Here is a 15799-nt window from a genome sequence, read left to right on the forward strand (position 1 = left end):
GGGGATGGTCCGCTGCTCAACAGTTGGCGCAGGCCATCTTTGCTGTGTTCCCCACGGGTGTGGGGATGGTCCGCCACAGTGTCGACTTATTGCCAGCGCCGTTAAGTGTTCCCCACGGGTGTGGGGATGGTCCGGTCCTGTTCGGCCTGCGGCAGAAGAGTTTTCGGTGTTCCCCACGGGTGTGGGGATGGTCCGTTCCGCTGACCATCTGGGCGGGTTCGTCATCAGTGTTCCCCACGGGTGTGGGGATGGTCCAGTGACCCACGGTGGGAACGGTTGGCATCCCCACGTGTTCCCCACGGGTGTGGGGATGGTCCGTTCCGCTGACCATCTGGGCGGGTTCGTCATCAGTGTTCCCCACGGGTGTGGGGATGGTCCGGCGGGAGATACAAGGATTGTCGTCGGCGCGGCGTGTTCCCCACGGGTGTGGGGATGGTCCGGTCATGCACCCCTGGACGGCCATCGGCCAGTTGTGTTCCCCACGGGTGTGGGGATGGTCCGCTTGTCGACGACGAAAAGCATGTCAAGGACGGGTGTTCCCCACGGGTGTGGGGATGGTCCGCTGGGCATCATCTCCCGCGCCCTGAAGACCCTGTGTTCCCCACGGGTGTGGGGATGGTCCGAACCACGTCGGCATCTACATCGGCAACGGGATGTGTTCCCCACGGGTGTGGGGATGGTCCGGCCTGGCTCCCCGCGGCCGACCTGCGGGGGCTGTGTTCCCCACGGGTGTGGGGATGGTCCGTGCCGCTTCATCGCGGCGAGCACGTCCGCATTGTGTTCCCCACGGGTGTGGGGATGGTCCGTCAGGCGCAGGCCCGGTAAATGACAGCCGGGAGTGTTCCCCACGGGTGTGGGGATGGTCCGGCGGCGGCCTGGTCGGCGGCCTTCCACGAGGAGTGTTCCCCACGGGTGTGGGGATGGTCCGAACGTGCGAACGCCGACCTGCTCTACCCGCATGTGTTCCCCACGGGTGTGGGGATGGTCCGGGGGTGGCCTGGCAGATCAGCGGCCACCCCCGGTGTTCCCCACGGGTGTGGGGATGGTCCGTCGCCCCGATTGAGTTTGGGGGCGCCATCATCGTGTTCCCCACGGGTGTGGGGATGGTCCGCCTCCGACCTGACAGCCCCCATCGAGGACGTGGTGTTCCCCACGGGTGTGGGGATGGTCCGGCGTCTACAGCTACGACCACCCGACCTACCCCAGTGTTCCCCACGGGTGTGGGGATGGTCCGACTTCCTGCCTCAAATCCTGGCCGAGATTGGCGTGTTCCCCACGGGTGTGGGGATGGTCCGCGGGTCCCACCGGGCCACAGGGTGAGGCTGGAGTGTTCCCCACGGGTGTGGGGATGGTCCGGCGCGGTAGGCGGCGCGGTGCCCGCCGGGCATGTGTTCCCCACGGGTGTGGGGATGGTCCGGCCATCGCCGCCAGCATCCGCGAGCGGGCCGGGTGTTCCCCACGGGTGTGGGGATGGTCCGCGAGACGACTCGGTCGTGGCGCCTCGACGGGCGTGTTCCCCACGGGTGTGGGGATGGTCCGAGGTGGCCGACCTCGGACTGCAACCCCGCGTCGTGTTCCCCACGGGTGTGGGGATGGTCCGGGTCGGGTGTCGGCGGGCATGGCCTAGAACACGTGTTCCCCACGGGTGTGGGGATGGTCCGGCGGGCGGCGGCAAGCTGTCGGCCGCGTTCGGGTGTTCCCCACGGGTGTGGGGATGGTCCGTTGGAGCAGCTCCGGGGCGAGTACACCCGGCAGTGTTCCCCACGGGTGTGGGGATGGTCCTTCGGGCAGTCCCGCGTGGGGCACAGTCTGGAGGTGTTCCCCACGGGTGTGGGGATGGTCCGACGAGATCGAGGCCGCGCCCCTCCAGCACTCGGCTCATCCACCTCCAGCGGCAGTGGGCAGCACTCCAGGCGTGGCGGGACTAGGACCGCCAGCGCCACGGCTTGGGCGCCGCCGACCCCCTGGCGTTCCGGGGTGTGCCGATCTATAGGGGCGTGGGCCGTCTCGCGCTCACGGCTGCTGGACCTCAATACGGGTGAATGAGTGGTCGTCTAGCAGTCGCACTGGCGACGGGTGCAGAGACGGAGGTGGCTGGTGCTTCCTGACCTCGCGCCTCCAAAAGGGCAGGACATCGGGCGGCAGTTCCAAGCCAGGCGAGCGCCAAGCGTTTGTTTTCGTATGCCGCTGTCCACCGATGTCACCCTGCTCAGCCGCTGGGTTACTCCACATATCCCGGCAAAGTTGTTGCACACAAAGGAGAAAATCTCCGATGCCGACCTCCTCGCCATCGCCCTGCTCCAGCAACTGCACAAGGTGCCGTATTTCAGCCGGTGGTGGCGCTTCCTCAAGCTCGAGCTCCCTTCTGAACCCCAGGCCCGCATTTGGTTTGCCCGACTCCACCGAAGGTCAACGCCAAACGAGTCGATCCGCGCTGGAAACCAGAATATGGCGCGCGTCGAATTGGCGTTCTCCGTCCTGGTGAGAGTAGAGCTGGGTTAGGGACAGGTCAAAACGATGGTGAGCTTTCGGCTCAAGGTGGCTCTGAACGTTGTGGTCCACAACCTCAAATTCCATTGACCTCAGCCCGTGACGTGCGCCCTGTCAACCCCTATTCGCGGCCACCCGGTTCCCCTCCAGCGGCACAGTCAGCGCTGTATAAAATTTAGCAGTGCCAACGCCACCACAAGTTACATATTTAGGACGACCGTAAGGTTTGTGTGACAAAAGTTTGCCTCGGTTGCTCCTACCAAAGTGAAGAGTGCTTCCCAGCATAGAATCTAGAGCTATAACGAGCACGGCCGTGAGTCATATACATTTACCCAAAAGATTATACGTTGGCGCTAAGATCGTTAATCAGCCCCTTTTGCACAACTTAAACAGCACCCGTTTCAAAGTAAATGCATCGCTCTTTAAAAATGGTGATAACTAATCCAGGCTCGACCCGCGTCTAATTCCCCGCCTCTACCTCAGGATCACGAAAGGCGCGTGAACATCGTGACTATCTCGCCCATCTCCTCTTCGTCTGCCGTACTCTGCGAGAAACTACAACACCGTACCGCTAAAGTCGCTGTATTGGGTCTAGGGTATGTCGGCACACCGTTGGCGATCCATCTAGCTCAAAGTGGATACGCTGTCACAGGATTTGATCCTCAAGTGTCGAGGGTCAATGCCATCAACGGTGGGCGGAGTCCTGTGCAGGATGTCGACAACCATGCGGTGCTTACCTTAAGGGCGGGCGGGCTGTTGCATGCCACAGCGGACAGCGAAGGTCTTGCTGAGCATGACGTGTTCATTCTCTGCGTGCCGACGCCATTGACGGATTCGAAGCAACCCGATGTCAGCTACATTGAACAGGCGGCGGACAGCCTGGTGGATCACCTGCGTCCCGGCTGTCTGGTAATTTTGGAGAGCACCACTTACCCAGGCACCACCGACGAACTGCTTCTACCAATATTGCAGCGCAGTGGGTTGACGCCGGAGGTCGATCTCTTCGTCGCATTTAGCCCTGAGCGGGTCGATCCTGGCAATGCCAGTTTCAACACGGGCAATATTCCCAAACTCGTGGGCGGTATCGGTCCAGCCAGCACCGAAATGGCCACCACCCTCTACCGGAGTTTCCTGACGCAGGTGTTCCCCGTTAGCAGTGCACGAGTGGCCGAGATGGCGAAGCTGCACGAGAACACCTTCCGGGCCATCAACATTGGCTACGTCAACGAACTGGCAGTTGTCTGCAACACGTTAGGAATTGACGTCTGGGAGGTGATAGATGCGGCGGGCACCAAGCCCTTTGGCTTCATGCCTTTCTATCCTGGCCCTGGCATCGGGGGCCACTGCATCCCGCTTGACCCCCACTACCTCGCGTGGCGTGCTCGCAAGGCTGGCTTCGTGACCCGCTTCATCGATCTCGCAGACCACGTCAACAGCCAGATGCCGAAGTACATCGTGACCCGTATCGCCGAGAGTCTGAATGAGCATGGCCGCGCCATACGTGGGAGCCGCATCCTGGCGCTTGGGGTGACCTACAAGCCGGATGTGGACGACGCGCGGGAAAGCCCAGCGCTCGACGTCATCCATGAATTGGAGCGCCGGGGGGCGCAGGTCCGCTTCGTCGACCCCTATGTACAAGCGCTCCCGCAAGATCATGGCCCCGTTCTCAATGCCCAGAAAGCAGAACTCACGGACGACACCTTCGCGTGGACGGACATGGCCCTGATACTGACCAACCACAGCTCGTTCGACTGGCCCGACATCAGTGCCCGTGTACCCCGCGTCTTTGACACCCGGGGTGCTGCTCGCAACATTGCCATGAATGTCACCTCACTGTGAATGGTGTCAGACCATCTGGACGCCAAGGCCGAGACACAGAGATCTGTACCCAAGTCCCGATGGAACCGGGCCTGGCCTGCTGAACCGAGTGTAAGTCGATCATCTTCCGGTCGAATCCTGCTTTGCTCTGCATCCACTAGCCAGAGGATAGTGATCGCTCAAGAACAGAAGATTGTTGATGCTTCTGTCACTACAGGCAAAGGGGAAGACTAATGGCGCAGCCAGGCTCCCAAATATGTCAATGCTGTGCTGATTCTCTTCTCCACTTCCCGGCGCTCACGATGGCGCAGTCCATTAGCAATCACACCAGGGCGAACGCCGTGGCGGAATACAGCCGTTTTCTGGCGAGGCTATAGCCAACTCTAGCAGCAGTTGAGCTGATAAGCCCGGCGCACAGTGGTTGAGAAGTTGGGAAATCAGAACCAATAAGTCGATTGGTTTATAAGCAGTAGCTGCGAAGTCCATGGTCGCAATCGTGCATCTGCTTGCCTACGATGTCGCCCTGATCAAGAGGATGTGCATATGACTGTTCATAACAAGATGTTGGATACGGCCCCTCTCCAGCCTGTTGGGTCGCGCCTGATGTGGCCCCTCATCGGCATTGGGGGTCTGTTCCTGGCGTACCTTGTGGCCAAGGTTGCGTTCCTGTTTCAGGCCACTTCAAGGGTCGAGCAGGTTCTGGCCCTGCTCTGGACCTATCCAGTGATGATGGCGTTTTTCCTGTTCTTCCGGTCCGTGCTCCGAGAACAGAGGGTCACTCTATGCACGGAGACTCCCAGCGTGTCGCTGGTCGTTTGCTGCTTCAACGAGGGAGAGGGCATCCGCCGGACGGTACAGAGTTGCCTGAGCCAAGGCTACGCGAACCTCCAGAAAATCATCGTTATCGATGACGGCAGCACAGACGGCATCACGCGGGATATCCTGCGCGAGGTTGAGGCCGAGTACGGTTCCGCCGTCGAGGTTCTCTACAAAGAGAAGAATCAGGGCAAGCGCCACGGCATGTACGACGGCTACCACAAGGTGGATACGGAGTACGTGATTTTCGTTGACAGCGATACGGTCCTGGGGCCGAACTTCGTTCATTGGATGCTCACCTCTGCTTCCCAGCCGGGCGTGGGCGGTGCGGTCGCCAACATCAAGATTTCGTCGCCCGACACGCTGCTCATCCGGCTCCAGAAGGCCATCTATGCCCGTGGGATCAACTTCCAGCGCCGTGCCGAGTCCTCCATCGGAGCAGTGAGCTGCCTGTCCGGCTGTGGGGCGATCTACCGCAAGGAGGCATTGGATAAGGTTATGGCGGGCTGGCCGGAAGAGTCATTCTGGGGCAAGCCGGTAGGGTTCGGGGACGACCGCTCCCTCACCAACCGCGTGCTGCTTCAGGGCTACCGCACCGTCTATCAGCCCAACGCCACGGTATACACAGATGCGCCCCAGACGTTCCAGCGCCTGATGAAGCAGCAGATCAGGTGGAAGAAGGGTTGGTTCATCAACTCGCTGAAGGTGTTGCTGCCATTCATCCGTCTGCGCCCTGGCGTCGCCCTGATGCTCCAGATTCCCTACATCCTGTCGGCAGTTCTCACGCCATTTATCGTGCTGCACGTGCTGTACAACAGCCTCACGACTGGCACCTGGCCGACCTACTGGGTGGGGTCCATGTTGCTGCTGACGACGGCGATGTACGCCTGTACGAAGGTGGGAGCGCAAGACGCCGAAGTGCGAGAGGCGGGCTTTCTAGACTTCATCGGCTCAGCCCTCTTCACCATAGGCGTGCTGAGCATGTTGATCGTGCCAGCGCTCGCGCAGATTCAGAAGCGCGGGTGGGGTACGCGGTAATGGTGATGGTCATGCTGATGGCTGCGACAAGTACAGGAGTAGGAGTGGCCGTCAAGGTTCCTGACCCTATTCGTGATCGTCAGTACATCTACTGCGTCGACCGACACGAACGCTCAAGCGGGACCATTCAGATCACATTCCGCACAGAACGGATTAACTTATTCCAAATTCGTATTCGAGATTACGAGGCCAACAGTAATGGTCAGCAACTACTGAACCTGCCACAGTTCCGGAATAGTGTGGCAACTTACCTGGCCTCAGACCGCCCAGTGATGGCATGGCGTATCAAATCAGCGCTGACAGCGTGGAAAGCTTGGTCGAGTGATTCCAAGTACTACACAGTGACGCTGAAGGGCGTCAACTACATCTGCGCTGTGAACCTCAGTCCATAGAAGTCCTCCGGAAAATGGTCACGGTAGAGGGGCGGGGTCGGCTGGCACATGGGGCCCCCGCTCCTCCTTTACCTACGGCGCAACAGGTCTTCAGCACCTGCTGAGCTTCGTACAGCTCGCCTGCATCCTCATCCTGCTGCGTCAAATTTCCGGATGACCTCTAAACGCCGTTTAGAGCTGGGTGAGGTTATGAGCGAGGACGGCCAGGACGACACGCAGGCGAAGTGAGGCGAGCGTCTTCATCTGAACGGAGCGAATTTGGGCCTCAACAAGTTGTGAGAAGACGGTTTCAATTCGCTTCCGTAACTTCGGGTGGCGGTCTGACCGCCACCCGGTGTCGTACCGGGAGTTTTTCTTGGGTGGAAACACGTAGCCCAGGCAGCGATACCCCTTATCCCCGATGATCTTTGGTCCGCCGAACTCCGGCCATCTGCGGTTCAGCTCGTAGCTCACCGTGGTGTCGTGAAGGTTGGCGGGTCTCAGCAGATACTGGACGATTTCACCAGCCGGCGTCACCCAGGCGTGCAGCTTGTATCCGTAGACGTCCCCTGCGTCCCAAAGCCCCACCTGGCGCCAGGAAACGCGCAGCGTTTCCCCCACTTGGGTCGGCAGACAGGCAGTGGCATAGAATCGATGATCACCTTGACACACCGTTTGGAAGGGCTGACGATCGCTTCAAGGCGGTCAAGGAGACGGAGGCCACGAGTGTAAGCCTGGGTGTACGAGGGGAGACCGCTCCGGCCTCCCCTCAGCATCTGCCACCAAATCGACGGAAATGGATGCTTGAAGACGAGACGGCTGAGCAGCAAGGCCACCAACAGCGCATCGCTGAGTTTCTGTGTTTGCAGCGCTTGTGATCGCTGAAATGCCGTTTGGCCCAGCGATAAAGCTGACGGATGACGGTTCGCCGACCTAAACTGTGGTGGAGACGGTATCTAGCCATACCGCCTCTATTTTTTCTCGTCTACGTGCTGCTTGAAGCCGCTTCAAGCAGGCCCTAAACGGCGTCTCTAAATCTGCATTCCCCCACCAAACATTTTGGTCCTTTGGGAGCCGTCTACAGGTAGCTGTAAAGCGTTTCCCGGCTGATGCCCAGTTCTCGCGCCGGGACAGCTTTCCTCTCCCCCTCCCCCACTTGGACGCGTGTGCGGAGATCCTCAAGCTGAGCGGGCTTGAGCGACTCTTGCGGCCTCAGTAAGCTCTTTTCTTCTTGGCGGCCTCGATGCCCTCGCGCTGGTGCTCCTTCAGCAGTTGCCGCTCAAATTCGGCAAAAGCCCCCATGACGGACGGCAGCAACCGCGCCATCGTGGCGTCTATCGACTTGAGCGCTTTCGAGTTGTCGGTCGGTGTTCTGGTCGAGGCTGCTGACGCGGATGTTCCCAAGCCGTTGCCCAGTGTCCACGCCGTCAGTAGGTCAGGTTGAAGTCTATGACCATCCAGAGTCTGTTCCAGCAAAGAACAGAATCGACCCTATCCTGACGCCTTTTCCGCCACCATCCTGACCTCAGGCTGAGGGTGCCCCAGATGGACAGGGTGGGCCGCCAGCGTGGCAAGATCTGGCGTCCCAGGTCATCTGGGACTGGTCATTGAACTGCCCAGCGGGAGCCAGACAGCTTGGCTCTTGCGGTCTTTACAGGAGCTGAACACAGCCCCGGTAGCTTCGGGCCATGAAGCTTCCGCCGCGCCTGCTCCCATTTGCCGTCCTGACCCTGATCAGTGGCCCGGCCCTCGCCCAGATGGACCACAGCATGCACGGCCAACCGGCCATCAACAGGGCCTCAGCCCCGCACGCCATGACCGATATGGACGTTCTCGCGCCCCTGAGCGGGAAAGCTTTTGACCGCGCCTATCTCAGCATGATGATCGGGCACCACCAAGGGGCGGTCGAGATGGCCCGCGCTGTGCAGGGACGGGTGAAGGACGCTCAGGTCAAGACCTGGGTGGCGAACGTCATTCGGGACCAGACCGGCGAGATCCGGGATATGACCGCCTGGCTGAAGCCCCTGGGTGGACTCGACATCAAGATGCGCGGGATGATGGCCACCGGCATGAAGGGCATGATCACGCCGCTGAAGACCGCCAAGGAACCGGACCGGGCTTTTGTCCAGGGCATGCTGCCCCACCACGCGTCCGCGCTCGACATGGCCAACCTTGCCCTCCAGAAAAGCAGTGACGCCCGCGTGCTGAAGCTCTCGCGCGACATCATCAAGGCGCAGGCCGATGAGATGTACGCCTTCAAGCTGTGGCTGGCCAAGCGCGGTTGAGTGAGGGTGCTCCGGCGGCCCTGCAACTCTGGCGGGTCCGCCCCCTACGGTCCTGGCCGGAGGAAGGGAGCCAGGGCCTCTACCCTGAAAGGCAGCCATGGCCCGCATCCTGATCGTCGACGACGACCCCGCCATCCTGGACATCCTGGGCACGTACCTGAGACGGGAGGGGCACACCGTGCTGGAAGCGCAGGATGGCGGCGCCGGACGGGAGAGGTTGGCGGCGGCGGACCTCGCCATCCTTGACTGGATGCTCCCCGGAATCACCGGATTGGATCTGGCCCGCGAGCAGCGCCGGGCGCACCCGGAGTTCCCGATCCTGCTGCTCACCGCGCGGGGCGAGGAGGAAGACAAGCTCCGTGGCCTGGCGGTTGGGGCCGACGATTATGTCACCAAACCCTTCTCGCCCCGGGAGGTCGTCGCGCGGGTCCGGGCGTTGCTGCGGCGCGCCCACCTGCACGACCAAGTGTCGGCGGGCGGCCTGCACCTTGACGAGCGGACACGCACAGCCACCCTGGACGGGGAGGGCCTCAGCCTCACGCGGCTGGAGTTCGATCTGCTGCTGACTCTGGCCCGCCATCCTGGCTTCGTGTGGTCGCGCGACCAGCTGCTGGAACGGGTCTGGGGACCGGACTTTCCCGGCGTGGAGCGGGTGGTCGACGTGCATATGGCGGGCCTGCGCAGGAAGCTGGGAGAAAACCCCGAGCAGCCACGCTTTATCGAGACGCTGCGTGGCTTGGGTTACCGCTTCCGGGAGGAAGTGTGAGGCTCTTTCCCCGGCTCTTCCTGGGGCATCTGCTGGTGGTTCTGGTGGCCCTGGGCGCCCTGCTGCTGGTCGCGGAGGTGACCGCACCGAGCTTCTACCGCCACCACGTCGAGCAGATGGTCGCGCTGCTGGGGCCGGAGGGCCGGGAGTTGCGGCCTGACCTGGAACGCGGCATGCGCCAGACCCTGAACCGGGCGCTGCTGGCTGCCCTGCCCTTCGCGGTGGTGGGCGCGGCGCTGACCTCCTGGCTGACCTCCCAGCGCATTGTGCGCTCGGTCCGACTGCTGGGTGAGGGAAGCCGCGACCTGGCAGGCGGACACTACCGCCGTCGCCTGCCAGAGACAGGGCGCGACGAACTCACCGACCTCGCGCACAACTTCAACGTGATGGCGGGGTCGCTGGAACGGGTCGAGCAGGACCGGGTGGCGTTGATCGGTGACGTGGGGCACGAGCTGCGCACGCCGCTGGCTGCGCTACGCGGGTACACCGAGGCCATCACGGACGGCGTGATGCCCCCCGAACAGGCCGCGCTCGCCATCCGGCGGGAGGTGCGGGCGATGGAGCGCCTCGCCAGTGATCTCAGTCTGGTCTCGCGGGTCGAGGCCGGGCGGGTCGAGCTGCATCCCACGGCATTTGGCGCTTCCCAGCTTCTGACGGCGGCGCTGGAACGCTTCGGGGACGCCTACGCCGAGTGCGGCGTGACGTTGACCGTGCAAGCCGGGCCAGACGCTCTGGAGGTTCGGGCCGACTTCGAGCGGTCGCTGCAGGTGCTCTCCAACCTGCTCTCCAATGCCCTACGCCACACACCCCAGGGAGGTCAGGTCACGCTGGGAGCCGAGGCTGCTGGTGTCCAAGTGAGCTTCACGGTGCAGGACACCGGACACGGCATCCCACAGGAGCATCTCGCGCGCATCTTCGAGCGCTTTTACCGGGTGGACCCCGCCCGAACACGGGGAGACGGGAGCGGCGTGGGGCTGACCATTGCCCGGGGGCTCGCCCAACAGATGGGCGGGGAAATAGGGGTGACCTCGGACCGGGCGGGGACCCGCTTTACCTTGTGGCTGCCACGGGGGGTGCAGGTATTTCCACAACCCTGAAGCTTTACGTGGGCTGGACACGTCACGCCTACAGTGGCGGGATGGACAGGGGACGCCTATGACGACGCAGGACCACGGCAGGCATCACGGCCACCACAGACCAGGGGCTGTCCTTGAGGTGGCCTTGCGCAACTGCCACGACGCTTCAGAGTTCGCAGACCTGGAGCGCAGCCTCGCACGAATTAGCGGCGTGACCTCGGTGCATGTCGACCGGACGCGCGCGGTCGCGCATCTGGGGTACGATCCGGGCCGCGTGACTGAGGCGGAGCTTCGTCACCACCTGCATGGGGCCGGATACGACTGTGTTTGCCAGGATTGTGCGCCGTCTGTCTCGCAGCCCGGTCACCCGAGCGTCGGTCATGAGCATCAGGTGCCCGACCCCGCTGCGGTGAGCCACGCCGCCGCCCCTGCGACCCACGATTTGCACGCTGCGGGCGAACACGGCCTCCACGCGGGCACGGGCCACGTCGGGCGGGACGCACACGCCGACATGGGCCATGACGAGCACGCGGGGCACGGCGCGGACATGGTGAATGACATGCTGCGCCGCTTCGTGGTGTCACTGCTGCTGACCCTCCCCATCGTCCTGTACTCCCCGATTGGCGAGCTGCTGGGGTTCACTGCGGCGCCGCCCTTCGGCCTCTCGATGGCCTGGTTTGGCCTGATCCTGTCCACGCCCGTCGTGTGGTGGGGGGGATGGCCGTTCATCTCCGCCGCCTGGCGTGCCCTGAAGCGGCGCGAGGCGAACATGATGACCCTGATCGCTACCGGCATCCTGGTCTCCTACGTCTACTCGGTCTGGGCCACCCTCTTCCTGCGGACGGACGAGGTGTTCTTCGAGGCGGCCGCGATGCTCACGACCTTCTCGCTGGCCGGGCACTGGCTGGAGATGCGCTCACGCTTCGCTACGGGGAGAGCGGTGGAGGCCTTGTTGAAGCTGGCCCCGGCCACGGCCCGCGCCGTGCGGAACGGCCAGGAAGTTGAGATTCCGCTGGAGCAGGTCGTGGTGGGCGACGAACTCGTGGTGCGCCCCGGCGACCGGGTACCGGTGGACGGCGAGGTACTCACGGGAAGCAGCTACGTGGATGAGTCGATGATCACCGGCGAGCCGATTCCAGCCGCAAAGACGCCCGGCGTCCGGGTGACCGGCGGCACGGTGAACCAGAACGGGGCATTCACCTTCCGCGCGACCGCTGTCGGCGCGGACACGGCCCTCTCGCGCATCGTGCAGATGGTGCAAAACGCGCAGGCCAGCAAGGCCCCGGCGCAGCGCCTGGCCGACACGGCGGGCAAGTATCTGGTGTTCGTGGCCCTGGGCAGCGGGCTGATCGCCTTTCTGGTTTGGTCTCTCCTGGGGGCAGGCACCGTGTTCGCTCTCACCGCCGCTGTCTCGACCATCGTCATCGCCTGCCCGGACGCGCTGGCCCTCGCCACGCCGACCGCCATCACCGTGGGGGTTGGGAAGGGAGCGCGGGAAGGCGTGCTGTTCAAAAATGCTGCGGCGCTCGAAGCGACCGCTGGGGTGGACACCGTGATCTTCGACAAGACCGGGACGCTCACCGAGGGCACACCCGCCCTGACCGACCTGGTCACCGCCCCTGGAGTCAGCGAAGCAGACCTGCTGCACCTGGCGGCCTCGGCGGATCAACCCTCACAGCACCCGTTGGCCGAGGCCATCGTCAGGGGGGCACAGGCGCGCGGCGTCACGGTCCTGCGACCTGAAGCCTTCGGCAGCATCCCCGGACACGGCGTGCACGCGACCGTGCAGGGCCGCCGGGTCTTGATCGGCAACCGCAGGCTGATGGACCGGGAAGGCGTGGAGGTAGGTGTCCTTCCGGACGAGGTAGACCGGCTGGCGGCGGATGGCAAGACCGCGATGTACGTGGCGGCGGATGGGCAGGCGCTGGGCGTGGTGGCGGTAGCGGATACCATCCGCGAGTCGGCGAGGGTGGCGGTGCAGGCCCTCCATGCCGCTGGCGTCCAGACAGTGATGTTGACGGGTGACAACCGGCACACGGCGGAAGCGGTCGCCCGTCAGCTGGGGATGGACACGGTGATCGCGGACGTGCTGCCTGAACAGAAGGCCGCAAAGGTTCAGGAGCTCCAGGCACAGGGCCGCAAGGTGGCGATGGTGGGCGACGGTGTGAATGACGCGCCCGCGCTCGCGCAGGCCGAGGTGGGCATCGCCATTGGGGCAGGTACTGATGTAGCCGTCGAAACAGCCGACGTGGTGTTGGTCAAGAGCGACCCGGCGAGCGTGGCCGTCGGCATCGCCCTGGCGCGTCATGTCCGCGGCAAGATCAAGCAGAACCTCTTCTGGGCCGCAATTTATAACTTGCTGGCCATTCCCTTCGCGGCGGGGGTGCTGTATCCAAGCTACGGCATCCTGCTGCGCCCCGAGTGGGCCGCGCTGCTGATGAGCGCCAGCACCTTGATCGTGACGCTGAACGCCCTGTCGCTGAATTGGTTGCGCTTCGGCCACCCAACAGTCACCGGGAACTGAGCATCGCCAAAGGAGCGCCCCCGCCCATAGGGTTATAGGGTTGGGTGGACTTGCGGGTCAGGCGCTCAGCGCAGCCGGAGGGTGATGACGCAGATGTCACCCCTGCCCAACATCGACCTGCCTGAGGTGCTGCTGGAAGAGCACGCCCGAACAGGATTTCCAGGCGCTTTCACCCGCATGAGCGAGGGGGAACACCCGCATGGGGGACCTGACGACGAGCCTGTGCGCCGTGCTCGTGGCTCAGGCGGGCAACATCGGCCTGAAAGCCGTCGCGCGCCCCCACATCCCGGCGCTGACCCTCTCCCGCCTGTCGTGGGTGCAGCAGCGCTCTCTGCGGAACGAGACCACCGTGACCGCCAACGCCCGCTTGGTGGAGGCCCAATCACGGATTCCCCTCGTCCAAGCTTGGGGTGGTGGGGAGGTCGCCTCTGTGGACGGGTTGCGCTTCGTCGTTCCGGTCAAGACCATCAACGCGCGTCCGAACAGCAAATATTTCGGGGCCGAGCGCGGCACCACCTACTACAACTTCAGCTCGGACCAGTTCACAGGTTTCCATGGCATCACCGTGCCGGGCACGCTGCGCGACTCGCTGTTGATTCTGGCAGGCAAAGACCCACCTCGACCCCCGCGAGATCATGAGCGACACGGTCTTCGGTTTGTTCTATCTGCTGGGGTACCACTTCAGCCCCCGGCTGGCGGACCTGGCCGACTTGCGATACTGGCGACTCGGTCGCGAGGCAGACTACGGCGTCGAGCAGGTGGCTGTCGCCCGCGCTCGCGCTCGGTGCCCTCCGGCCGTTCGCCGACCCCGGCCAGGAGTGCCAGGGCGAGGGCCTGAAGGCTTGGCGTTGGTTTTCCCGCGCTGCTGGCGTCACCCCATCTACGTGTTGTAGCCACAACCACCCAAAAACAGCCGTCAAGCACAGGCAAGGCTGTTCGCCACTTCAGGCCGCTTTGGCCCGGCGGTTCAACCATGCGGAGACCACCCCCCCCAAGGCCCCCAACACGGCGAGCTTCGGCGTCGTCATGAGCGTCACCAACAGCAGGCCGCCCCCGGCACTCGTAAGCCACATCAACGCAGGATGCACACGTCCCAGGCTCGCCGAGAGCGGCGCCACGGTGAACCCGAAAACCACGGCGACGGGCAGTCCCACTGCCAGTCCCAACGCGACCATGCCGGTCCAGGCGAAGGGTACGTCCGGCAGCGCAGCGTCCGGGTCGGTCGCCAGCCAGTACAGGCACAGCAGGGTCGCGCAGACGGTCACCACCAGGACGGCGGCCACCGCGGCACGCAGCACCTGATTCAGGAGAAAGCGGGTGGCAGACGGCAGGGTGGCAAGGAGCGCCATCAGGACCGCCGGGGGCCACAAGCTGGCGCCGTTGCCCCCGGTATCCGGGAAACGACCTGACCGTCCGACGCCCGCATGACCAGCAGGGTGTATTCGGCGCGTGGCGGCAGGAAGCTGTGAGCTGCCTTCAGGTCTCCCGGCCGCGGATGGGCGACGCTCAGGGCGAGGTGGCCGGAATCTCCGAGCCAGCACGCACCGTCCACGACGCTGCTCCGTCCCGGCGGGGGCGTGACCACCCTCAACTCCCTCCGGGTCTTCGCCTTCAAGTCGGCCACGTAGGCCAGCACCGGCGTCTCCCGGTTGCTGACATGACGGGTGAGCAAGATCAGCAGCTTCTGCCCGTCTGGCGAGGGCAGGAGGTCCAGGGCGCTGCCGGAAAAGGTGCCCAGCCAGCCCAGGGCCCGCACCCGCACTTCGCCCACATCGACCTCGAAGACCGCCGCCGTGGTCGTTCCGCCGCTGCCGACCCCCCAGCCCGCGTTGGAGGCGAAGTACACCCGTTTCCCGTCCCGGGTCACCTGCGGGGGCGTCACCACCCAACTCACGTCGTCCGCCTGTGCCTGGGGGTCAAGGTCGGCCAGGAAGCGGCGTATGGCGGATTGTGGGGCCGATTTCAGCGCCCTCAGCAGGTTCTGAGGCTGGCTCCGGGTGAAGACCTCGGTGCCGGGCCTGGCACCAGGGCCGTACAGCAGGACACCCGGCTCGTCCGGAGACTGAACGCTGCCCAGGGTGGCCGTCACCTCACCGTCCAGTGAGGTGGTCTGATAGAAGGGCGTCTGGTTGGGAATGAAGCTCTGGCGCCGCACGAGGTTCCAGGCCACGGTGCCCTGATCGGTTCCGGCAATCAGGTTCTGCCCGTTGCCCTCCCACCTCAGCCAGCGGGCCTGGACAGAGCGGAGATGGGGGGCCGGGACAAGCGTACTGAGCGGGACGGAGGTGGTGTAGGGAGCCTTGCTCAGCCAGGGGGTCAGGGCGGGGGTACGGTCCGCGTGGACGTTGACTCCGGCGGACCCCGTCATGAAGGCGATGGAGCCGGAGGCAGGCGAGACGTCCAGCAGCACGGTGCCCTGGGAATGGGGCAGCTTGCGCGCGGGTTGGCCGGGATTCGTCTGAACCCAGGCCGAGCCTCCCCGCAGGTAGGCGAGGGTTCCTGAGGGGGCGGGCGCGCTGAAACCGAGACCGAGCACGGCCAGCGTGAGGATGGAGAAGGCATTCATGCGGGCAGTGTGCCCGGCGCAGGATGATGCGGGGATGACGGACTCCACG

General features: G+C 63.9%; 10 protein-coding genes, 3 pseudogenes and 1 CRISPR repeat array (1 of these 14 cut by a window edge). Of the genes and pseudogenes, 9 read left to right on the plus strand and 4 right to left on the minus strand.

Annotation, left to right across the window (positions count from 1 at the left end; all coding sequences use genetic code 11):
• Nucleotides 1-1844: a CRISPR direct-repeat array (repeat unit 29 nt; unit sequence GTGTTCCCCACGGGTGTGGGGATGGTCCG) (it extends 1844 nt beyond the left edge of the window).
• A 337-nt stretch (nucleotides 1845-2181) separates the two neighbouring features.
• The 4 genes and pseudogenes from F8S09_RS06720 (at nucleotide 2182) to F8S09_RS06735 (ending at nucleotide 6554) form a co-directional block, all read left to right on the plus strand.
• Nucleotides 2182-2580, plus strand: a pseudogene (locus F8S09_RS06720) (hypothetical protein).
• A 417-nt stretch (nucleotides 2581-2997) separates the two neighbouring features.
• The gene (locus F8S09_RS06725; protein WP_322618662.1) at nucleotides 2998-4329 is read left to right on the plus strand and encodes a nucleotide sugar dehydrogenase; all 1332 of its coding nucleotides are present in this window, start codon (nucleotides 2998-3000) and stop codon (nucleotides 4327-4329) included.
• A 522-nt stretch (nucleotides 4330-4851) separates the two neighbouring features.
• A complete protein-coding gene (locus F8S09_RS06730; RefSeq protein ID WP_152870428.1) occupies nucleotides 4852-6162 on the plus strand; it encodes a glycosyltransferase in 1311 nt (436 codons plus the stop codon).
• Complete coding sequence (locus F8S09_RS06735) at nucleotides 6162-6554, plus strand: hypothetical protein (RefSeq protein ID WP_152870431.1); 393 nt, start codon at nucleotides 6162-6164, stop codon at nucleotides 6552-6554. Before F8S09_RS06730 ends, F8S09_RS06735 begins: the two co-directional genes overlap by 1 nt.
• A 171-nt stretch (nucleotides 6555-6725) precedes the next feature.
• Here the strand turns inward: F8S09_RS06735 and F8S09_RS06740 are convergent.
• Both F8S09_RS06740 and F8S09_RS18305 read right to left on the minus strand, forming a co-directional pair.
• A pseudogene (locus tag F8S09_RS06740) lies at nucleotides 6726-7497 on the minus strand (IS982 family transposase).
• 248 nt (nucleotides 7498-7745) lie between these two features.
• Nucleotides 7746-8009 carry a recombinase family protein gene (locus tag F8S09_RS18305; RefSeq protein ID WP_227978548.1) on the minus strand — a complete coding sequence of 88 codons (264 nt, stop codon included), beginning with the start codon at nucleotides 8007-8009 and terminating at the stop codon, nucleotides 7746-7748.
• A gap of 212 nt (nucleotides 8010-8221) precedes the next feature.
• On the opposite strand from F8S09_RS18305, the gene F8S09_RS06755 reads away from it, so the two are divergent.
• The 5 genes and pseudogenes from F8S09_RS06755 to F8S09_RS06775 form a co-directional block, all read left to right on the plus strand.
• Nucleotides 8222-8818 (plus strand): DUF305 domain-containing protein, encoded by a 597-nt coding sequence (locus F8S09_RS06755; RefSeq protein ID WP_152870433.1) that lies wholly within the window; start codon nucleotides 8222-8224, stop codon nucleotides 8816-8818.
• 97 nt (nucleotides 8819-8915) lie between these two features.
• Entirely contained in the window at nucleotides 8916-9584 is a 669-nt protein-coding gene (locus F8S09_RS06760; RefSeq protein ID WP_152870435.1) for a response regulator transcription factor, read from the plus strand.
• Nucleotides 9581-10681: a sensor histidine kinase gene (locus F8S09_RS06765; RefSeq protein ID WP_322618608.1), complete on the plus strand. Its 1101-nt coding sequence runs from the start codon at nucleotides 9581-9583 to the stop codon at nucleotides 10679-10681. Before F8S09_RS06760 ends, F8S09_RS06765 begins: the two co-directional genes overlap by 4 nt.
• Before the next feature lie 58 nt (nucleotides 10682-10739).
• Complete coding sequence (locus F8S09_RS06770) at nucleotides 10740-13184, plus strand: heavy metal translocating P-type ATPase (RefSeq protein WP_152870437.1); 2445 nt, start codon at nucleotides 10740-10742, stop codon at nucleotides 13182-13184.
• 102 nt (nucleotides 13185-13286) lie between these two features.
• A pseudogene (locus F8S09_RS06775) lies at nucleotides 13287-13936 on the plus strand (Tn3 family transposase); the annotation flags it as partial.
• Nucleotides 13937-14128: 192 nt separating this feature from the next.
• On the opposite strand, the gene F8S09_RS06780 reads toward F8S09_RS06775, so the two are convergent.
• Entirely contained in the window at nucleotides 14129-14533 is a 405-nt protein-coding gene (locus F8S09_RS06780) for a hypothetical protein (RefSeq protein ID WP_152870439.1), read from the minus strand.
• On the minus strand, nucleotides 14533-15750 hold the full coding sequence (locus tag F8S09_RS06785) for a hypothetical protein (RefSeq protein WP_152870441.1): 1218 nt from the start codon (nucleotides 15748-15750) through the stop codon (nucleotides 14533-14535). Before F8S09_RS06785 ends, F8S09_RS06780 begins: the two co-directional genes overlap by 1 nt.
• Nucleotides 15751-15799 lie beyond the last annotated feature (49 nt).

Source organism: Deinococcus terrestris, assembly GCF_009377345.1.
In the GTDB taxonomy this organism is placed as follows: domain Bacteria; phylum Deinococcota; class Deinococci; order Deinococcales; family Deinococcaceae; genus Deinococcus; species Deinococcus terrestris.